Origin of the sequence: Clostridium sp. AM54-37XD, assembly GCF_003478225.1 — a bacterium.
Classification (GTDB): Bacteria; Bacillota; Clostridia; order Lachnospirales; family Lachnospiraceae; genus Coprococcus; species Coprococcus ammoniilyticus.
Genome location: NZ_QUEV01000005.1, coordinates 153,100 through 173,377, shown reverse-complemented (window position 1 = coordinate 173,377; position 20,278 = coordinate 153,100). Strand labels below are relative to the sequence as shown.

The following is a 20,278-nucleotide window of genomic DNA, read 5'->3' as shown; positions in this document are numbered from 1 at the left end:
ACCAATGTATTTGTAAAGAATAAATATAAGTACACCTTATGCTATATATAATTAATATCGATTTTACTTATAATACATACATGCTATAATGTATAAGTAATTGAGTTCAATTTCGGAAGATATTTCCGGGAAAATGCCATGAAAGCGAGGATAAAAATATGGTAAGAGCGGTTGTCGGAGCCAACTGGGGCGACGAAGGAAAAGGTAAAATAACAGATATGCTGGCGGAAACATCTGATATTATTGTCAGATTTCAGGGTGGTGCAAATGCAGGTCACACAATTGTAAATGACTATGGTAAATTTGCATTGCATACACTTCCGTCCGGTTGTTTCTATGATCATACAACAAGTGTTATCGGAAATGGTGTAGCATTAAATATCCCGGTTCTGTTCAAAGAGCTGAACAGCATCGTAGAAAAGGGAGTTCCAATGCCAAAGATCCTGATCTCAGACAGAGCACAGATGGTTATGCCGTATCATATTCTGTTTGATGAGTACGAGGAGGAGAGACTGGCCGGTAAGTCATTCGGATCTACAAAGTCAGGTATCGCACCATTCTATTCAGACAAATATGCAAAGATCGGTTTCCAGGTAAGCGAACTGTTTGACACAGAGGAAGAATTGAAGGATAAGATCAGCAGAGTTATCGCATCCAAGAATGTTCTGCTTGAGTATCTGTATAAGAAGCCACTTCTTACAGTAGATGAAGTATATGAAACATTGATGGAGTACAAGGCTATCGTAGAGCCATATGTATGTGATGTATCCGCATATCTCCATGAAGCGATCAAAGCAGGCAAGACAATTCTGTTAGAAGGTCAGCTCGGAACATTAAAGGATCCGGATCATGGTATTTACCCTATGGTTACATCATCATCACACTGGCTGCTTATGGTGCAATCGGTGCCGGTATTCCTCCATATGAGATCAAGCAGATCGTAACAGTAGTAAAGGCATATTCAAGTGCTGTAGGCGCCGGTGAGTTCGTCAGCGAGATCTTCGGAGATGAAGCAGATGAGTTAAGACGTCGTGGTGGTGATGGCGGTGAGTACGGTGCAACAACCGGACGTCCAAGACGTATGGGTTGGTTCGACTGTGTAGCTTCCAAGTATGGCTGCCGTATGCAGGGAACAACAGATGTAGCATTTACCGTACTTGATGTACTGGGTTATCTGGATGAGATTCCTGTATGTGTCGGATACGATATCGATGGTGAAGTAACAACAGACTTCCCTACAACAGCTAAGTTAAAGAAAGCTAAGCCTGTATATGAGGTTCTGCCGGGATGGAAGACAGATATCCGTGGTATCAAGAACTACGAAGATCTTCCAGAGAACTGCAGAAACTACATTGAGTTCATTGAGAAACATATCGGATATCCGATCACTATGGTTTCAAACGGACCAAAGAGAACCGACATTATCTACAGAAATAAATAATAAATAAAAAGAAAAACCATACCGACAGCATATATATTTGGGTGAATAGGTAAATCACATAAAAAATATATATGCTGCCGGTATGGTTTTTTGATTATATAGAAAAATCTGTATTAGAATATATTATGCAAGGCTCTTTTGACAACGCTTCAGCATCGCCGGGGTCTCCTGACCGAACTTGCGGCGAAGACGTTTTACAACATAGATATAGGCAGGAATCAGGAAGATATCTGCAAATATCCATGCGAGCGGACTGCCGAGTGCTACAAAGACATAACCGAATTTTGGTACCAGGATAAAGCCTGCGATCGTACGGGCAACCATTTCACAGATACCTGCGATAACGGCAAAGGCGGAATAGCCGAGCCCCTGAATCATAAACCGGACGATATTTACAAGGGCAAGCAGGATGTAAGCTCCTGAGTTGCCAAGCAGGAAATAATATACAAGCTTGATAATCTCTGTCTCTTCTGCATCCAGGAAGAGCAGTGCCAGATTCTTGCCGAATAACAGGATAAATACAAATGCAAGAATCGCATAGGCAATACCGAGTTTGATACATGCCTTTAAGCCGGCATCCACACGATCCATTTTCTTAGCACCGACATTTTGTCCACCGTAGGTTGCCATTGTCGATCCCATGGCATCAAACGGACAGCAGAGGAACATGGAAATCTTTGTTCCGGCGGATACGGCAGCAATAACGGATTCACCCATCGAATTAACTGCAGCCTGAAGAATAACACTGCCGATCGCTGTAATCGAGTACTGAAGCCCCATCGGAACACCCATACCGCATAAGGTCAGACAGTGGCGCATACTAAATGCCCAGTCCTGTTTTGTAAAATGAAGATATCCGAGCTTCTTACACATATAGATCAGACAGCCGACACCGGAGATTGCCTGTGCAACAACGGTTGCAACAGCAGCACCGGCGACACCCATCGGACGAACTAACAGGATATCCAGTACGATATTTAACAGGGAGGATGCGATCAGACAGACAACAGGGGTTACACTGTCGCCGAGAGAACGCAGGATACCGGAAACCATATTATAAAGGAAGGTTGCAGGTATTCCCATAAATATAATAAATATGTAGATAAATGCCTGATCCAGGATGCTGTCCGGTGTTTTCATCCAGATCAGAATATTTCTGGTAAGAATTCCGACTGCAACTGTCATAACGGCAGCGAAGAAGATCGAAGCCCAGACACAGTTTGTAATGTACTTCTTCATATTATCAGTGTCCTTTGCTCCAAAGGCCTGAGCAACCGGGATGGCAAAACCATTGCAAATACCGATGCAGAAACCGAGTATCATAAAGTTGATCGATCCGGTTGAGCCGACGGCTGCAAGTGCATCGACACCCAGAAATTTACCAACGATGATTGTATCGACCATGTTATAAAATTGCTGGAATAAAAGCCCAAATAATAATGGCAATCCAAAGTTCAAGATCAGTTTCATAGGATTGCCTTCAGTCAGATCCTTGGAACCGTTAATTTTTTTCAGTAAGTTTTTCAATGATTTTACCTCCTTGTGTTAGTTTAGTCGTTGCGAACAGTTTATTTACGAATCATACTGACATTGCCAACAGGGAACGCTTCCGCTCGTTGAGTCCTGCAGCGGTACTAAGATGCCGCTTATGCGCCATCGAGAACCGGCGGACTCAAATGTCCCTGTATTGGCAAGTCGTATGATTCTATTAAATAAACTGCCCGCAACGACTTCCATATTCTAAATGCATACTGGATATTACTTCTTTTTATAAGAAAAATCAATCTGGTAAAAATCATGTTTTTTGTCGGGGGTTTTAGTACAAAATGTCATGTTTACTCTGGCTTGCTTTTTATGACTGTAGAAAATATAATAGAGAACAGAAAATATACAGAAAGAACGAGGAAAACACATGCAGCATACCGTAAAGAAAAACAGAGCAACCAGAATTGCATACCGGATGGTTGGTGTATTTTTTGTTGTTATCGGAGCAGCATTTATCCTGTTGATGATCAAATCCCATGGCAGTACCGGTGGTCGTATTTTTAAGCTGGCATTTGGTCTTGCACTTGGAGTATACGGACTGGTGCTGGTGAAATCATCATTTCGAAAATCGGCATTTGATCTGACCTATCATTTTGAAGACGATGAATTGATCATAGAAAAGGGAAAGAAATCTTATCATACTCCATATGAGAAGATTACAAATGTGAATCTGGTCATTCCGGATCCGCATTTGCCATATTACATATTGAAGATCGATATAGGAAAAGAGCAATTCGTACTGCCGTTCAGCGGAAAACGTGATAAGTGCGATGCGATCTATTATCATTTATTAAAGAAGATGGGAATTTATCAGGAAAGTGAGACAGAAAGAAGGTAAATCATGAAAGAAAAAATCCTTGCGTTGCTTCGGACAAGCAGTGATATATATCCGGTCAGGCGATCTGTGAGAAATTAGGTGTCTCAAGAACCGCTGTCTGGAAAAACATCAATGCCTTAAAGGCAGAAGGCTACATTATAGATGCTGTAAATAATAAAGGCTATCGGCTGGTCGGAGAGCCGGATATCGTTACGAAAGAGAAGATAGAGGCAGCACTCACGACATCGGTGATCGGAAGAGAACTGTATTATTATGATGAGACGGATTCCACAAATATACGGGCAAAGCTTGCAGGAGAGACAGATGGAACACACGGAGCGTTGTTTGTTGCAAACGAACAGAATGCAGGACGAGGAAGAAGAGGAAGGGCATGGAGCACCCCGAAGGGAACCAGTATAGCCATGACATTTCTGCTCCGTCCGGATGTGCCGATCGAGAATGTATCCAGACTTACGATCCTGTCGGCACTTGCAACGGCGCGTGCTCTTGCTGATACAGCGTGCTTACAGGCACAGATCAAATGGCCGAATGATGTTGTAGTCGGCGGCAAGAAGATCTGTGGCATTCTTACAGAGATGAGTTCGGAAGGTATGGATATCAAATATGCAGTTGTAGGTATCGGCATCAATGTATCCATGATGGAATTTCCGGAAGAACTGGCAGATAAGGCGACATCGATCAAGCTGGAAAACGGAACCGGCTGTGACAGAAGCAAACTGGTCGCCAGTGTGGCAAATCATTTTGAAGAGCTGTATGACGCATTTGTCAAATGTCAGGATCTTCAGTTCATGCTGGATGAATATAATTCCATCCTTGTGAACAAGGATGAACAGGTCTATGTGATCGAAGGATATAACCGGACAGAATACACAGCCCTCGGACTTGCACCAAATGGAGGACTTCGTGTAAAGGATAAAGATGGACAGGAGTCGATCATTATATCCGGGGAAGTGTCCGTGCGCGGAATTTACGGATATGTGTAAAAAACTTTCAAAAAACTGGAAATAGCAACATTTTTCATGTATAATTCTAGGCGTGTATAAAAATAGGTAAGTAATTAGAACTATAATAAAAGAACATGGAGGAACGAGCAAGATGGAAAAAATTCAAATGACTACCCCTTTAGTAGAGATGGATGGAGATGAGATGACCAGGATTCTCTGGAAGATGATCAAGGATGAACTGATCTATCCATTTATCGATCTGAAATCCGAGTATTACGATCTGGGACTTGAATATAGAAATGAGACAAATGATCAGGTAACATTTGATTCCGCATATGCAACACAGAAGTATGGCGTAGCTGTTAAATGTGCAACGATCACACCAAATGCTGCACGTATGACAGAGTATGACCTGAAAGAAATGTGGAAGAGTCCAAATGGAACGATCCGTGCAATCCTCGACGGAACTGTATTCCGTACACCAATCATCGTAAAGGGCATTGAGCCATGTGTAAAGAACTGGAAGGCTCCTATTACAATCGCAAGACATGCATATGGTGATGTATATAAGAACGTAGAGATCAAGGTTCCGGGTGCCGGGAAGGCTGAACTGGTGTTTACAGGTGCAGATGGTACAGTGATCAAAGAGACGATCCATGAATTCGACGGACCGGGTGTGATCCAGGGACAGCACAACATCAATAAGTCAATTGAAAGCTTTGCAAGATGCTGTTTCAACTATGCGCTGGATATCAAGCAGACAATCTGGTTTGCAACCAAGGATACGATTTCAAAGAAATACGACCATACATTCAAAGATATCTTCCAGGAGATCTTTGATAAAGAATACAAAGAGAAATTCGATGCAGCAGGTATTGAATATTTCTATACACTGATCGACGATGCTGTAGCAAGAGTAATGAAGTCCGAGGGTGGATTCATCTGGGCATGTAAGAACTACGATGGTGACGTAATGAGTGATATGATCTCATCCGCATTTGGTTCACTGGCCATGATGACATCTGTACTGGTTTCTCCGGATGGAAAGTATGAGTACGAAGCTGCACACGGAACAGTTCAGAGACACTACTACAAGCACTTAAAGGGTGAAGAAACATCCACAAACTCTGTTGCAACAATCTTTGCATGGACAGGCGCACTTAGAAAACGTGGTGAACTGGATGGCATCGACGCTCTGGTTGATTTCGCAAACAAGCTTGAGAAAGCGACGATCGCAACGATCGAATCCGGAAAGATGACAAAGGATCTTGCACTTATCACAACCCTTGAGAATCCAACTGTATTAAACAGCGAGAACTTCATCAAGGCAATCCGTGAGACCTTAGAGGGCATGTTATAAAATAACTATAAAAATGTTGTTTTTATAATATGATTTGAGTATAATAAATATAAGAATAGAGATATTCTCGATGAAAGAGCATCGTAAAAAGTTGGGCTGCAAATGGAGCAGGGTAAAAAATCCATTTCATTAGATATCTTAATTGATATCGAGCCGTGCAATCAGGATATGGTTGTAGTCCACGTGGGGGACTTAATGATTTCCACGCCGATTTAGATATCTTAACTGGATATCGAGGCTGACAACCAGCATAAAACTCTTTATGAAGAATACAAAGAGGAGTGTGGTTTTCATCACACTCCTCTTTGCATATGATGAGGTGTGAATGGCTACAAAGACAGAAAAGAAAAATAAAATACGACAGGGAATAATAGAATCGGCTGAAATATACAGTAAAATGTTAGCGGGTAAAGTATTTTTATATGTATATGGTGAAGAATATTTTGAGGTATCCTTTCCGGTGGATCATTTTCTTCACTTGACCGGAGTAGAAACAAACTTATCAGCCAGAGAATTTTATAAGAATGCGAAAAGAAGAAAGCTTACCAATAATCAGTTTTATTTTGATGCAAGGCACCCGTTTGCTAATGTAAAAAAGAAAATACCGTGTTTAAAGAGATTGCCAGAATTGACAAATGATACGGTATGTATTCTTAAAGATCTGAAGACTATTACGATTGTATATAAATTGAGTGTAACAAATCTGGAATTCACATTAGGCTTAATAGAGAGTAAAGATCAACAAGAAAAAAACAAAAAGACTTATTTCTTCCTATGTCATTGAGAGTAGAAGATTCATCAATAGAAAGAAGTAATGGTGGAGACATAGTCGATTTTATATTTGCAAAAGAAGCGTGTATTGATAAATATAATAAAATATTAGTATCAGATAAGAATAAAACTATTCCGGATTGTGTGAAGCATTTAATAAATAGTGAATTATATAACTTGAGATAAATAGAATATAAGACATAAAAAGGAAGGTGGAATGCCTTCCTTTTTATGTAGACTTGCAAACAACGGAGTTATGTGGTACACTCTAACTAATTTTGTGGTACTATAAATAAAACCCAGACAAGGAGACATACCATGGTTATTACAGACGAAACAATCGATTATGTAGGTATTCTGGCGAAGCTTGAGCTTTCCGATGAGGAGAAGGAGCAGGCAAAGAAAGATATGTCAGATATGCTTGACTATGTAAGTAAGTTAAACGAACTGGACACTGAGAATGTGGAAGCAATGAGCCATACATTTTCTTATAATAATGTATTCCGTGAAGATGAAGTAACAAATGGCGATGACAGAGAGAATATGCTGTCAAATGCACCGGAGCAGAAAGATGGCTGCTATAAGGTGCCAAGAACATTTGATTAGGAGGTAACGGACATTGGATATGATGAGTATGACAGCAGTAGAGCTTGGAAAGAAGATCAAGGCCGGAGAGATCTCCGTTATGGAAGCAACCAAAGCCTGCATCGAGAATATAAAGACATACGACAAAGAATATAACTGTTTTATCAACGTAGATGAAGAAGGTGCATTCAAACAGGCAGAAGAAATACAGAAGAAGATCGACAGCGGCGAGCTGACAGGCCCGCTGGCAGGTGTGCCGATCGCGATCAAGGATAATATGTGTCAGAACGGTGTACTTACCACCTGCGCATCCAAGATCTTATCAAACTTTGTACCGACCTATACATCAGATGCTGTTGTGAAATTAATGGAAGCAGGAGCCGTGATCGTAGGTAAGACCAATATGGACGAGTTCGCAATGGGAAGTACAACCGAGACTTCTTATTATGGCGAGACAAAGAATCCGTGGGATACAAATAAAGTTCCGGGTGGTTCTTCCGGTGGATCAGCAGCCGCTGTTGCAGCAGAAGAAGTACCGTGTGCACTCGGTTCCGATACCGGTGGATCTATCCGTCAGCCGGCAGCATTCTGTGGTGTAACAGGAATCAAGCCGACATATGGCAGAGTATCTAGATACGGTCTGGTTGCATATGGTTCATCTCTTGACCAGATCGGACCACTTGCAAAGGATGTAACAGACTGCGCAACGATATTAGAGATCATTTCCCAGTATGATAAGAAAGATTCTACATCTGTAGAACGTACCGATAATGATTTTACAAGTGCATTAAAGGACGATGTAAAGGGTATGCGCATCGGACTTCCAAAGGACTACTTCACAGAAGGACTGGATCCGGAGATCAAGGATGCTGTGTACCATGTAGCTGAAGTATTAAAAGAAAAAGGTGCGATCGTGGAAGAATTCGATCTTGGTATGGTAGAATATGCGATTCCTGCATATTATATCATTGCATCTGCAGAGGCAAGTTCGAATCTGGAGCGTTTCGACGGCGTAAAATACGGCTATCGTACAGCAGAGTATACAGACCTTCACAACATGTATAAGAAGACACGTTCCGAAGGATTTGGTGCAGAAGTAAAGAGACGTATCATGTTAGGCTCCTTTACCCTGTCATCCGGTTACTATGATGCATACTATGTAAAAGCACTTAAGGTAAAAGCCCTGATCAAACAGGCTTATGATAAAGCATTTGCAAAATACGATATCATCCTCGGTCCGGTTGCACCTACAACTGCACTGACCATGGGTGAATCCTTATCCGATCCGATCAAGATGTATCTGGGCGATGTATACACCGTTCCGGTTAACCTTGCAGGACTTCCGGGTATTTCCCTTCCATGCGGGTACGACAAAGACGGCATGCCGATCGGTGTCCAGATGGTAGGAGATGCATTTAACGAGAAAGCAATCATTCAGGCGGCATATGCATTTGAGCAGACAAGAGAGTACAAGCAGCCTGCCGCTGTAGCAGAAAGGGGTCTGTAAGATGAGTAAAGTATACGAAACCGTGATTGGTCTGGAGGTTCATGTAGAGCTTGCGACAAAGACGAAGATATTCTGCGGCTGCAGTACCGCATTTGGTGGTGCACCGAATACACATACATGTCCGGTCTGTACCGGTATGCCGGGTTCCCTTCCGGTACTGAATAAAGGGGTAGTAGAAAAAGCAGTTGCTGTCGGTCTTGCAACCAACTGTACGATCACACAGAACTGTAAATTTGATCGTAAGAATTATTTCTATCCGGATAACCCACAGAACTATCAGATCTCTCAGCTGTACTACCCAATCTGCAGAAACGGAAAGGTAGAGATCGAAGTAGAGGGCAAGAAGAAATTCGTAAGGATCCATGAGATCCATATGGAAGAGGATGCAGGTAAACTGGTACATGATCCATATACAGACAGTTCACTGGTCGATTTCAACCGTTCCGGTGTACCTCTGATCGAGATCGTATCTGAGCCGGATATGCGTTCTGCGGAAGAAGTAATTGCTTATCTTGAGAAATTACGTCTGATCATCCAGTATCTCGGAGCATCAGACTGTAAGTTAAATGAAGGTTCGATGCGTGCCGATGTCAACCTGTCTGTTCGTGAAGTTGGAGCAGAAGAATTCGGAACAAGAACAGAGACAAAGAACCTGAACTCATTCAAGGCTATCGCCCATGCGATCGAGAATGAGAGAGAACGTCAGATCGATCTGATCGAAGCAGGCGAAAAGGTTGTACAGGAGACCAGAAGATGGGATGATACCAAGGAATATTCATATCCTATGCGTTCCAAAGAGGATGCACAGGATTACCGTTATTTCCCTGATCCTGACCTTGTACCGGTACAGATCAGTGACGAGTGGATGGAGGAGATCCGAAGCCGTCAGCCGGAATTCCGGGATGAGAAGAAGATCCGGTATAAAGAAGAGTATGATATCCCAGACTATGATATAGATATCATTACAAATACAAAGAAGATGGCAGACCTTTTCGAGGAGACGATCGCTCTCGGAGCAAATCCGAAGAAGGTATCCAACTGGCTGATGGGAGAGACCATGCGTCTGATGAAAGAACATTCCATCGATGCAGATGAGTTGTCATTTAGCGCAGAGCACCTTGCAAAGCTGATACAGATGGTAGATGCGAAAGCCATCAACAGCAATGTCGCAAAGGAAGTATTTGAGAAGATATTTACAGATGATATTGAACCGGAAAGCTATGTAAAAGAACATGGACTCGCCACCGTAAATGATGAAGGTGCACTCCGCAAGGTCGTAGAAGAAGTTATTGCCAATAATCCAAAAGCAATCGAAGACTTCCGTGGCGGAAAAGAAAAAGCACTTGGCGCATTGGTTGGACAGACCATGAAAGCAATGAAAGGCAAGGCAGATCCGGCATCCGTAAACCAGATGCTCCGTGAACTGTTAAAATAATCGATACCAATAGAAAAAAATGAAGAGAAAGCAGGTGGCATATCCACCTGATGACCACCTCTCATGGTGGGATGGAGATTGATATGGAAGAAACCAGACATGTGAGAAAGAGAGACATTTACAAACGTATTATCACATTTTCGGAAGGCGTGCTTCTGTTAGCTGCGGAAGTACTGCTGTTTGCGAGAATGTGGTATACCGAATATGCAGATAATACTCAGGCTATCCAGATTCCGTTCTGGAACAAAGGTAACTGGGCGGTAATCGGTATGTATGCGATTATCATTTATCTGTTTACGAAGCTGTATGGTGGTTATAAAGTAGGCTTCCTCCGGGTGATGGATGTTCTCTTTTCACAGATATTATCATTGGTCTGTGCAAATATCGTAGGTTATGTCGAGCTGTGTATCATTGCCCGTAATTATCTGCCGGCACTGAACATGATCGAGCTTACATTCTTAGAGATCATAGTTATATTTATATGGGTATTTGTCTGCAGGATGATGTACCGTAAGTTTTATCCTCCAAGACATTTACTGCTTGTCTACGGATATAAGACACCGACCGAATTCATTGATAAGATCAATGCCAGAAAAGACAAATACATCATTGCTGACCGTATTCATGTCAGTGAAGGTGAGAAAGCATTAAAAGAAAAAATCTTACAGTACGATGGTGTTATCCTTTGTGAGACAAAGGCATATATCAGAAACGAATTGGTAAAATACTGCTTCGAGCATTCGATCCGTTCGTATGTGGTACCGAAGTTATCGGATATCATTATCTTAGGAGCAGAACCGATCCATTTGTTTGATACACCGTTATTATTATCCAGAAACCAGGGACTGACAGGAGAAGATATGATCTTCAAGCGTCTGATGGATATCATCGTATCCCTGATCATGATCATTATCTTTTCACCGTTTATGATCCTGATCGCACTTGCGATCAAGCTCTATGACAGAGGCCCTGTATTCTATAAACAGAATCGTCTGACCTTAAATGGCAGGGTATTCAAGATCATGAAATTCAGAAGTATGCGGATGGACTCCGAGGAACATGGCGCACAGCTTGCAAGAAAGCATGATGACAGAATCACACCGGTTGGCCGTGTGATCCGTGCCACACACTTAGACGAGCTGCCACAGCTCTTTAATATCTTAAAGGGCGATATGTCAGTCGTAGGCCCTAGACCGGAGCGCCCGGAGATCGCAGCACAGTATAGGGAGACTTTCCCGGAATTCGACTATCGTCTGAAGATGAAGGCCGGACTTACCGGATATGCACAGGTTTACGGTAAATATAACACCACACCGAGAGATAAGGTGAAACTTGACCTGACATATTATGAGCAGTATTCCTTATGGCTGGATCTGAAGCTGATCCTGCTGACCTTCAAGATCTTATTCCAGAAGGAGAATACGGAAGGAATCGATGCAAATCAGACGACAGCGATCCGCGAAGACAGGACAAAGAAAACAGGCATCAAGCATCCGCATGATGAAGCCGAGGATGCCTTCTATAGTGTAGAGGAAAAGAAATAAATGAAACCAGAAGTATCCGTGATCATTCCGGCATATAATTGCAGCAGAACAATTAAACAGACAATCGATTCCGCACTTTGTCAGGATGTGATATCAGAGATCATCGTGATCAACGACTGTTCGCCGGAGGATCTGACGGAGTGCCTGGCAGAATATAAAAGCAATCCACAGGTCAGACTATATAAGAATGAAACCAATCTTGGCGTAGCAGCAACGAGAAATAAAGGTGTGCAGCTTGCAGAGGGCGAATATGTAGCATTCTTAGATTCCGATGATATCTGGCGGCCGGGAAAGCTCTCAAAGCAGCTTGCTGTTATGAAGAAGACCGGAGTGGTATTATCCTCAACTGCCAGAGAACTGATGGAAGAGGACGGAACCCATACCGGGCGGATCTTGCCGGTACCGGAGAAGATCACTTATAAAGGTATGTTATATGGAAATGTGATCAACTGCTCATCCGTAGTGATGAAGCGGGAGGTGGCAGCAGAGTTCCCGATGGGGGATGATGATGCTCACGAGGATTATATCTGCTGGCTGCAGATCCTTAAGAAATACGGGGAGGCAGCAGGCATCAATGAACCGTTATTGCTTTACCGGATGGTGAAGAACAGTAAATCAGGTTCCAAATTACATTCTGCAAAGATGACGTATCAGGTATACCGGAAGATGGGATTTGGAACAGTGAAGTCACTTGGATATTTTGCAGGATATGCGATACATGGAGTAAAGAAATATTTTCTTTAAATAAAAAGAAACGGAGCAGGGAGATGGCAGAGGAAATCAAGAGAGGTCCGGGAAGACCGACCGATAAACGGAAAGACACAATTCTAAGACTTAGGATCGACACAGATACACATGAACTGCTTTCAAGATATGCAAAGCAGAAGGGCGTATCCATGTCGGAAATCGTCAGAGAGGCAGTCTATGGTATTGTAAAACAGGCGAACATAGAAGAATAAGACTGTCAGACAGGAGAACGTTGACCATGGAAACAAATAAGGAAGGGGATGTGACATTATCTGTCGTCATGCCCGCCTATAATGAAGGAGCACATATAACAGATAATCTGCTTGAAACCAGCAGAGTGCTGTCCGGTTTCGTCAAACGGTATGAGATCATAGCAGTTGACGACGGAAGTGCAGATAACACCGCAGAGTGCATCCGCCGGGCAGAAATGCAGGATACTCATATCAGAGGAATCTCATATCAGCCAAATGGTGGAAAAGGACATGCCATCCGGACAGGGATCGCAGCAGCAGAGGGACGATACATCGCATTTCTGGATTCCGATCTGGAACTGCCACCGATCCTGCTGAAACGATTCTTAAAGGATATGAAGGAGCAGGATGCCGATATAGTGATCGGTTCCAAGCTGCATCCGGAGTCGAAGCTCCATTATCCGATGCTGCGTAAGATCATGAGCTATGGATATTATCTGATGTTAAAGATGATGTTCCATTTGAACACCCACGATACACAGACCGGTATCAAGTTATTCAAAAAAGAAGTGATCAAACCAATCGTCAGCCGGATGCAGGCGGAAGGATATGCATTTGATATCGAGATTCTTGCCATGGCAGCAAAGATGGTAGAAAGATCTGCGAAGCTCCGATCGAACTGAACTACAGCCGGGATGACAGCAAGGGTGGAAGAAGGATCGGATTAAAGGATGTAGCAAAAGTCTTTAAAGAGACTGTTGAAGTAAGAAAACGTGTTATGCATTGAACAACGGACGTTAATTACTGTGCATATATATTATTCCGCAAAACGCGGTTTGTTGCATACAATGTATCTACAGTTATTAACTGACAGTGTAAAACAAGATAACGTAAATGCCACGAGTATGAGGTTTTGCTATATATTATGAAGCAAACCTATCTGAGCGTCGGTACTTAGGCTGCGTCCTTTGCAGCCTTATGTACCGCTACGTCGAAGATAGAGCGAGAGCGTTTTGCGGAATAATAGTATAGTTAACCTCATACATAGTGGCGACATAGAAATGTGAGGGAAAATATATGACATATGAAAACGCTTTAGAAGTGTTGAAAAAGTACGGGCAGGAGCATGTGCTCGCCTATTATGATGAATTGAACGATGAGGAGAAGCAGAGCCTGCTTTCCCAGATTGAAGAGATCGACTTCTCTATATTTGATGTATTAAAAGAGAAAGAATCAGACGGTAAGGAAGGAATGATCACACCAACAGAGGTTTTGACACTTGATACGATCAAGGACTATGAATTTGCCTATAAGGTGCTTGGTGAAACGGCGATCCAGAAAGGACAGCTCGCTCTTGTAATGCTTGCCGGAGGTCAGGGAACCAGACTTGGATTTGATGGGCCGAAGGGCACATATAATATCGGATTGACGAGAGATCTCTATATATTCGAATGTCAGGTGAAAACGATCCTGACTGTTGTGAGGACACTTGGACGATGGATCCATCTCTATATCATGACCAGTGATAAGAACTACGAAGCAACGACATCCTTCTTTGCAGAGCATAAGAATTTTGGATATAAGGAGGAGTATCTGCATTTCTTCAAACAGGAGCTGGTACCATCCGTTGATTTTAATGGAAAGATATTGATGGAAGCACCATCAAAGATCTGCCTGTCACCAAATGGAAATGGTGGCTGGTTCTCATCCATGAAACGGGCAGGACTGGTAGAACAGCTTGATAAAGAGGGCATCCGGTATATCAATGTATTTGCCGTGGACAATGTGTTACAGAAGATTGCAGATCCGGTATTCCTTGGTTCGATGATGATGGAAGATTATCAGTCGGCGGCAAAAGTCGTAAAGAAAGCAGATCCGTATGAGCGAGTGGGCGTCCTTTGTAATCTGGATGGAAAGCCACATATCGTAGAATATTATGAATTAACAGATGATATGCGGTTTGAAAAAAATGCAAACGGTGACTATGCCTATAACTATGGCGTGATCTTAAATTATATCTTCCCGGTTGATCAGTTGAAGGTGCTCTTAAACGAGAATATGCCGCTTCATGCTGCGAAGAAAGTTATTCCATATATGAATGAGAAAAAAGAGTTGGTAAAGCCGGCGGAGCCGAACGGCTATAAGTTCGAGACACTTGCTCTTGATATGCTTCAGTTCATGAATGACTGTCTGCCATTCGAGGTTGTCAGAGACTATGAATTTGCACCGATCAAGAATGCAGAGGGCGTGGATTCGCCGGAGACAGCGAGAGCGCTGCTAAAGAAGAATGGATATAAGTTGTAGAACTGCGTCGAATACTTTGGAAAAATTGCCTAAAATAACAGTATTATTTTCAGAAATATCTACATTCAACTTAAGCTTAGAAAATTGACTTTTAATAAGAATTGAATTATAGTTGTTAGTGGTTAAGAAGCGTTAAGGATTTCTAAGCCATTAACAACTGTATTTATATAGCTTGACTTGATAACGATACATGATGAACACATTTATGAGGGAAATGAGGGAATAGAATGTATAGAAAAGGGCCGCAGGGCTGGTTAAAGCATCTTGATTTTACAGTGCTGAATCTGATAGCACTGCATGCATCATATTGTATGGCATATTTTATACGGATGGGAACAGAAAATCCGTATCATAGTAAGTTATATCGGACAATTGCCGTACTTCTGACATTATTTCAATTATTAGTTACCATAGTATGTCATATATATAAAGGCGTGCTGAAACGGGGATATTTCCGTGAAGCTGTTGCGTCTGTGAAGCAGTCTGTACTGGTTGTACTTCTGGCAGTATTCGTTCTGTTCATGATGAAGATGGGTGCGGCCTATTCCAGAAAGGTTATGGCTTTGTTTGGCATGATTTATCTGGTTATGGGTTATGTGGTCACACTTCTCTGGAAGGAATATATACGAAGACATCGCGTGGCAAAGAAATCCATTGTAATTGTGACAGTCAAAGAATACCTGAATGCGTTATTTGCAGAAATGGATACAGAATACTATAATCTGTATCGGGTTGCAGGTGTTGTATTATTAGATGCAACTGAGGATGAGGCAGAAAACTACAATACAGAATATGCAGATTTGGAGCTTAGCATATATACATATTCAGACGAAGTTCTGGAACAGATCATGCATGGCTGGGTAGATGAGGTTTATGTGAATATACCATTTGAGAAGCATATTCCGGAGAATCTTCTGGGACAGTTTGCAGATATGGGAATCACGGTTCATGTGCGGGTGCGTGTTCCGGCAGAGCTTTCCGATTATCAGTATGTATTCGATAAACAGCTTGGTCATCATGTATTGACCGTCAGCACTACATATATAACAACGTATCAGGCATTTGTGAAGCGTGCAATCGATATCCTTGGAGGAATTGTGGGATGTATCTTTACAGGCATCCTTACGATTATTCTTGCACCTTGTATCTATATTGCATCACCGGGACCAATCTTCTTCTCCCAGTACCGTATCGGTAAGAATGGTAAGAAGTTCAAGATCTATAAATTCCGAAGCATGTATATGGATGCGGAAGCACGAAAAGCCGAACTGATGGAGCAGAATCAGGTCAAGGATGGTATGATGTTCAAGATGGAATATGATCCGCGAATCATCGGCTGCAAGAAGCTGCCGGATGGTACGATCAAGAAGGGCATCGGAAACCGGATCCGTGACTGGTCACTCGATGAATTCCCACAGTTTTTCAATGTGTTAAAGGGTGATATGAGTCTGATCGGAACCAGACCGCCAACAGAGGATGAATGGGAGAAATATTCTGCCCATCACAGAGGTCGTATGGCAATCAAGCGGGAATCACAGGACTATGGCAGGTCAGTGGAAGAAGTAACATCACGGATTTTGATGAGGTTGTAAGATTAGACCGTAAGTATATCGATGAATGGAGCCTTGTAAACGATATTAAGATACTGTTCAAGACAGTGGGTGTCGTGTTGAAGGGTGAAGGGTCGATGTAGGCGTGGTTAGGTATAGAAATGTAAGCGAAGAATAAGTACAGGTTATTTCATGGAAAATAAATGCTATTTATTTTTTGTTGTATATTATGCTAGATTTTGTCATCTTATAAGGGATGCACAAACAACTATTATTGAATATGAGGGGATTTGTCAGAAATTTGTTCAAGTGTTTGGAGAGAAAATGAAATGATTGCAGTTAATAGTTGAAAACAGGCAAGGTTAGATATTTAATGGAAATGAGGTATTGTATATGAAAGGTATTATTTTAGCTGGAGGAGCAGGAACTAGGCTTTATCCATTGACAATGGTTACATCAAAGCAATTATTACCAGTTTATGATAAACCGATGATTTATTATCCGTTATCAACATTGATGTTAGCGGGTATTAAAGATATTTTGATAATTTCAACACCAACGGATATTTTGAGATTTGAAGAATTATTGGGAGATGGTTCACAATTTGGCATTTCATTGTCGTATAAAGTTCAACCATCACCTGATGGATTAGCACAAGCGTTCATACTAGGAGAGAAGTTTATTGGCGGTGAACCATGTGCAATGATTCTTGGTGATAATATTTTTTATGGCAATGGTTTTTCAAAAATATTAAAGCAATGCGTTCTCAATGCAGAGGAGGGACAGGCTACGGTTTTTGGCTATTATGTGAAGGATCCAGAACGTTTCGGTGTCGTTGAATTTGATTCAAAGGGAAAGGCCCTTTCGGTAGAGGAAAAACCTGCTAATCCAAAGTCAAATTATGCAATTACTGGTCTTTATTTTTATCCTGCTGGAGTTAGTAAGATGGCTAAAAATATTCAGCCATCTGCAAGAGGAGAATTAGAAATAACTACATTGAATGATATGTACTTAAAGGCTAGTCTATTAAATGTTTCCTTATTGGGGCGGGGATTTGCTTGGCTCGATACGGGAACGATGGATTCATTGTTAGAAGCAGCAGAGTTTGTCCATATGATTGAAAAACGTCAAGGTGTAAAGATTTCCGCACCAGAAGAGATAGCATATAGGTATGGTTGGATAGATAAAAAATTACTTTTGGAATCAGCAATTCGATATGGAAAATCACCGTATGGTGAGCACTTGAAAAATGTTTCAGAACAAAAAATATATCACATGATAGAGGAATAAAAATGAAAAAATATTTAATTACCGGTTGTGCTGGATTTATTGGCTCAAATTTTGTTTATTATATGTTGAAAAAATATAAGGAGATTCTTCTCGTTAATCTTGATAAATTGACGTATGCAGGAAATCTTGAAAATTTGAAGGGAGTGGAGGGAGATTCTCGCCATGTGTTTGTACAGGGGGATATCTGCGATAGGGAACTCGTATCTAGTTTGTTTGAAAAATATAATTTCGATTTTGTAATCAATTTTGCAGCTGAGTCTCATGTTGATCGTTCTATCGCAAATCCTGAAGTTTTCGTTCAGACCAATGTAATGGGAACGGTCAATCTTCTTCAAAGAGCAAAAGAGGCTTGGTATGATGATTCTATGAAAATTTGGAAAGCAGGCAAGAAGTATTTGCAAGTAAGTACTGACGAAGTATATGGGGCACTTGGAGCCGATGGCTATTTTACAGAGATGACTTCGATTAATCCCCATTCTCCTTATAGTGCATCTAAGGCATCCGCAGACCATTTTGTACAAGCATTTCATGATACTTATGGTATGCCAATTAACATTACTAGATGTTCTAATAACTATGGGCCATATCAATTCCCGGAAAAATTGATTCCTCTGATGATTAATAATGTGAAGCAACATAAGTCGCTTCCGGTTTACGGTGATGGTATGCAGATTCGTGACTGGTTGTATGTTGAGGATCACTGCAAGGCTATTGATATAGTTGCCAATAATGGAAAGATTGGTGAGGTTTATAATGTAGGTGGACATAATGAGCGTCCTAATATATTTATTGTAAAGACTATTATTGAACAGCTTCATGACAGTCTTCAAGACGAAGGAATTTCTGAAAATCTGATAAAACATGTTGAAGATAGACTTGGACATGATAGACGTTATGGTATTGATCCGGCCAAGATTAAGAATGATTTGGGTTGGTATCCAGAGACTCCTTTTGAAAAAGGCATTGTGCTTACTATTGATTGGTATTTGGAGAATGAGGAGTGGATGAATAACATTACTTCTGGTAATTATCAGAAATACTATGAAGAAATGTATAAAAATAAATAAAGGAGAAATAGTATGATTCATTTTAATGTTCCAACTTTTACTGGAAAAGAATTTGAATATATGCACGAGGCAGTAAACAACCATAAAATTTGTGGTGATGGTCCGTTTACCAAGAAATGTGATGAGTGGATGGAAAAAAGATTTAATACAAAGAAAGCATTGTTGACTACTAGTGGCTCTACTGCCTTGGATATGGCAGCTCTTCTTTGTTGCCTTAAACCAGGTGATGAAGTAATACTTCCTAGCTTCACATTCTCAAGCACTGCTAATTCGTTTGTTTTAGCAGGAGCTACATTGGTGTTTGTTGATGTCAGACCAGATACTATGAATATTGATGAAACAAAGATTGAGGCTGCTATTACAGAAAAGACAAAGGTAATTTGTCCCGTGCATTATGCAGCGTTGCCTGTGAAATGGATACTATTATGGATATTGCAAAACGACATAATTTAATGGTTGTAGAAGATGCTGCCCAAGGGGTTATGAGCACTTATAAAGGGCGGGCTTTAGGAACTATTGGGGATTTCGGTTGCTTTTCTTTCCATGAAACCAAGAATTATTCAATGGGAGAGGGCGGAGCGATTCTGATTAATAATCCTAACTATATTGAAAAGGCAGAAATTCTTCGTGAAAAAGGAACTAATCGCGCACAATTTTTTCGTGGGCAGGTAGCTAAATATAATTGGGTTGATTTTGGTGATTCTTATCTTCAATCAGATTTGAATGCAGCATATCTTTGGGCACAACTAGAAATGGCAGATGAGATAAATGAAAATAGACTAGCAACATGGAATGCATATTATGCAGCATTTAAACCTTTGGAAGAAAAAGAAATTGTTGAATTGCCGGTAGTACCAGAAGACTGTGTTCATAATGCACATATGTTTTACATGAAATGCAAAAATTTGGAAACAAGACAGGCTTACATTCGCTTTATGAAGGAAAATGACATTCAGTGTGTATTTCACTATGTGCCATTACATAGTTCTCCTGCAGGATTAAAGTTTGGTCGTTTTGTTGGAAAAGATGAGCATACTACTTTAGATAGTGATTGTTTGGTTCGGTTACCGATGTATTATAACATTGATAAAAATGATTTAATGAAAGTAATTAATAAAACTTTAGAATTTTTCAACAAGTAATATTCAGCAAGAAAAAA

Annotated in this window: 17 protein-coding genes and 3 pseudogenes; 19 read left to right on the top strand and 1 reads right to left on the bottom strand. The window is 41.2% G+C overall.

Annotated features, from left to right (window positions below; translation table 11 throughout):
• The first annotated feature begins 158 nt into the window (after positions 1–158).
• Positions 159–1,441: pseudogene (locus DXA07_RS06515) on the top strand (adenylosuccinate synthase).
• A 123-nt stretch (positions 1,442–1,564) separates the two neighbouring features.
• On the opposite strand, the gene DXA07_RS06510 reads toward DXA07_RS06515, so the two are convergent.
• Positions 1,565–2,911, bottom strand: coding sequence for an MATE family efflux transporter (locus DXA07_RS06510; RefSeq protein WP_117785201.1), 1,347 nt, complete (start codon positions 2,909–2,911; stop codon positions 1,565–1,567).
• A 442-nt stretch (positions 2,912–3,353) separates the two neighbouring features.
• Here DXA07_RS06510 and DXA07_RS06505 point away from each other — a divergent pair, with 442 nt between their 5' ends.
• The 18 genes and pseudogenes from DXA07_RS06505 (at position 3,354) to rffA (ending at position 20,261) form a co-directional block, all read left to right on the top strand.
• Entirely contained in the window at positions 3,354–3,824 is a 471-nt protein-coding gene (locus DXA07_RS06505) for a hypothetical protein (protein ID WP_021944860.1), read from the top strand.
• A gap of 47 nt (positions 3,825–3,871) precedes the next feature.
• Positions 3,872–3,934, top strand: a pseudogene (locus DXA07_RS14035) (HTH domain-containing protein); the annotation flags it as partial.
• 117 nt (positions 3,935–4,051) lie between these two features.
• Positions 4,052–4,807 (top strand): biotin--[acetyl-CoA-carboxylase] ligase, encoded by a 756-nt coding sequence (locus DXA07_RS06500; RefSeq protein ID WP_348980781.1) that lies wholly within the window; start codon positions 4,052–4,054, stop codon positions 4,805–4,807.
• A gap of 112 nt (positions 4,808–4,919) precedes the next feature.
• Positions 4,920–6,128 (top strand): NADP-dependent isocitrate dehydrogenase, encoded by a 1,209-nt coding sequence (locus DXA07_RS06495; protein WP_008401383.1) that lies wholly within the window; start codon positions 4,920–4,922, stop codon positions 6,126–6,128.
• A gap of 325 nt (positions 6,129–6,453) precedes the next feature.
• The gene (locus DXA07_RS06490) at positions 6,454–6,912 is read left to right on the top strand and encodes a PBECR4 domain-containing protein (RefSeq protein ID WP_182427535.1); all 459 of its coding nucleotides are present in this window, start codon (positions 6,454–6,456) and stop codon (positions 6,910–6,912) included.
• 305 nt (positions 6,913–7,217) lie between these two features.
• Complete coding sequence (gatC, locus tag DXA07_RS06485) at positions 7,218–7,505, top strand: Asp-tRNA(Asn)/Glu-tRNA(Gln) amidotransferase subunit GatC (protein WP_008401384.1); 288 nt, start codon at positions 7,218–7,220, stop codon at positions 7,503–7,505.
• A 19-nt stretch (positions 7,506–7,524) separates the two neighbouring features.
• Complete coding sequence (gene gatA, locus DXA07_RS06480) at positions 7,525–8,991, top strand: Asp-tRNA(Asn)/Glu-tRNA(Gln) amidotransferase subunit GatA (protein WP_348980783.1); 1,467 nt, start codon at positions 7,525–7,527, stop codon at positions 8,989–8,991.
• 1 nt (position 8,992) lies between these two features.
• Entirely contained in the window at positions 8,993–10,426 is a 1,434-nt protein-coding gene (gatB, locus tag DXA07_RS06475; RefSeq protein ID WP_008401386.1) for an Asp-tRNA(Asn)/Glu-tRNA(Gln) amidotransferase subunit GatB, read from the top strand.
• Between the two features lie 83 nt (positions 10,427–10,509).
• Positions 10,510–11,970, top strand: a complete 1,461-nt coding sequence (locus DXA07_RS06470) for an exopolysaccharide biosynthesis polyprenyl glycosylphosphotransferase (protein WP_243013950.1) — start codon at positions 10,510–10,512, stop codon at positions 11,968–11,970.
• The gene (locus DXA07_RS06465; protein WP_117823397.1) at positions 11,971–12,714 is read left to right on the top strand and encodes a glycosyltransferase family 2 protein; all 744 of its coding nucleotides are present in this window, start codon (positions 11,971–11,973) and stop codon (positions 12,712–12,714) included.
• 23 nt (positions 12,715–12,737) lie between these two features.
• Positions 12,738–12,929 carry a hypothetical protein gene (locus DXA07_RS06460; RefSeq protein ID WP_117823399.1) on the top strand — a complete coding sequence of 64 codons (192 nt, stop codon included), beginning with the start codon at positions 12,738–12,740 and terminating at the stop codon, positions 12,927–12,929.
• Between the two features lie 26 nt (positions 12,930–12,955).
• On the top strand, positions 12,956–13,591 hold the full coding sequence (locus tag DXA07_RS06455) for a glycosyltransferase family 2 protein (RefSeq protein ID WP_243013948.1): 636 nt from the start codon (positions 12,956–12,958) through the stop codon (positions 13,589–13,591).
• A gap of 394 nt (positions 13,592–13,985) precedes the next feature.
• Complete coding sequence (locus DXA07_RS06450; RefSeq protein WP_118483927.1) at positions 13,986–15,212, top strand: UDPGP type 1 family protein; 1,227 nt, start codon at positions 13,986–13,988, stop codon at positions 15,210–15,212.
• A gap of 227 nt (positions 15,213–15,439) precedes the next feature.
• The gene (locus DXA07_RS06445; RefSeq protein ID WP_348980780.1) at positions 15,440–16,804 is read left to right on the top strand and encodes a sugar transferase; all 1,365 of its coding nucleotides are present in this window, start codon (positions 15,440–15,442) and stop codon (positions 16,802–16,804) included.
• Positions 16,744–16,905, top strand: a complete 162-nt coding sequence (locus DXA07_RS14030) for a sugar transferase (protein ID WP_348980782.1) — start codon at positions 16,744–16,746, stop codon at positions 16,903–16,905. Before DXA07_RS06445 ends, DXA07_RS14030 begins: the two co-directional genes overlap by 61 nt.
• 250 nt (positions 16,906–17,155) lie before the next feature.
• Positions 17,156–18,052, top strand: coding sequence for a glucose-1-phosphate thymidylyltransferase RfbA (rfbA, locus tag DXA07_RS06440; RefSeq protein WP_118483925.1), 897 nt, complete (start codon positions 17,156–17,158; stop codon positions 18,050–18,052).
• A gap of 2 nt (positions 18,053–18,054) precedes the next feature.
• Positions 18,055–19,119 carry a dTDP-glucose 4,6-dehydratase gene (gene rfbB, locus DXA07_RS06435; protein ID WP_118483923.1) on the top strand — a complete coding sequence of 355 codons (1,065 nt, stop codon included), beginning with the start codon at positions 18,055–18,057 and terminating at the stop codon, positions 19,117–19,119.
• A 12-nt stretch (positions 19,120–19,131) separates the two neighbouring features.
• Positions 19,132–20,261, top strand: a pseudogene (gene rffA, locus DXA07_RS06430) (dTDP-4-amino-4,6-dideoxygalactose transaminase).
• Positions 20,262–20,278 lie beyond the last annotated feature (17 nt).

Bases quoted from the DNA above. Each gene is read 5' to 3' on its own strand.
- DXA07_RS06510 (WP_117785201.1), bottom strand. From the start codon at position 2,911: ATGAAACTGATCTTGAACTTTGGATTGCCATTATTATTTGGGCTTTTA.
- DXA07_RS06505 (WP_021944860.1), top strand. From the start codon at position 3,354: ATGCAGCATACCGTAAAGAAAAACAGAGCAACCAGAATTGCATACCGG.
- DXA07_RS06495 (WP_008401383.1), top strand. From the start codon at position 4,920: ATGGAAAAAATTCAAATGACTACCCCTTTAGTAGAGATGGATGGAGAT.
- DXA07_RS06490 (WP_182427535.1), top strand. From the start codon at position 6,454: ATGGCTACAAAGACAGAAAAGAAAAATAAAATACGACAGGGAATAATA.
- gatC (WP_008401384.1), top strand. From the start codon at position 7,218: ATGGTTATTACAGACGAAACAATCGATTATGTAGGTATTCTGGCGAAG.
- gatA (WP_348980783.1), top strand. From the start codon at position 7,525: ATGATGAGTATGACAGCAGTAGAGCTTGGAAAGAAGATCAAGGCCGGA.
- gatB (WP_008401386.1), top strand. From the start codon at position 8,993: ATGAGTAAAGTATACGAAACCGTGATTGGTCTGGAGGTTCATGTAGAG.
- DXA07_RS06470 (WP_243013950.1), top strand. From the start codon at position 10,510: ATGGAAGAAACCAGACATGTGAGAAAGAGAGACATTTACAAACGTATT.
- DXA07_RS06465 (WP_117823397.1), top strand. From the start codon at position 11,971: ATGAAACCAGAAGTATCCGTGATCATTCCGGCATATAATTGCAGCAGA.
- DXA07_RS06460 (WP_117823399.1), top strand. From the start codon at position 12,738: ATGGCAGAGGAAATCAAGAGAGGTCCGGGAAGACCGACCGATAAACGG.
- DXA07_RS06455 (WP_243013948.1), top strand. From the start codon at position 12,956: ATGGAAACAAATAAGGAAGGGGATGTGACATTATCTGTCGTCATGCCC.
- DXA07_RS06450 (WP_118483927.1), top strand. From the start codon at position 13,986: ATGACATATGAAAACGCTTTAGAAGTGTTGAAAAAGTACGGGCAGGAG.
- DXA07_RS06445 (WP_348980780.1), top strand. From the start codon at position 15,440: ATGTATAGAAAAGGGCCGCAGGGCTGGTTAAAGCATCTTGATTTTACA.
- rfbA (WP_118483925.1), top strand. From the start codon at position 17,156: ATGAAAGGTATTATTTTAGCTGGAGGAGCAGGAACTAGGCTTTATCCA.
- rfbB (WP_118483923.1), top strand. From the start codon at position 18,055: ATGAAAAAATATTTAATTACCGGTTGTGCTGGATTTATTGGCTCAAAT.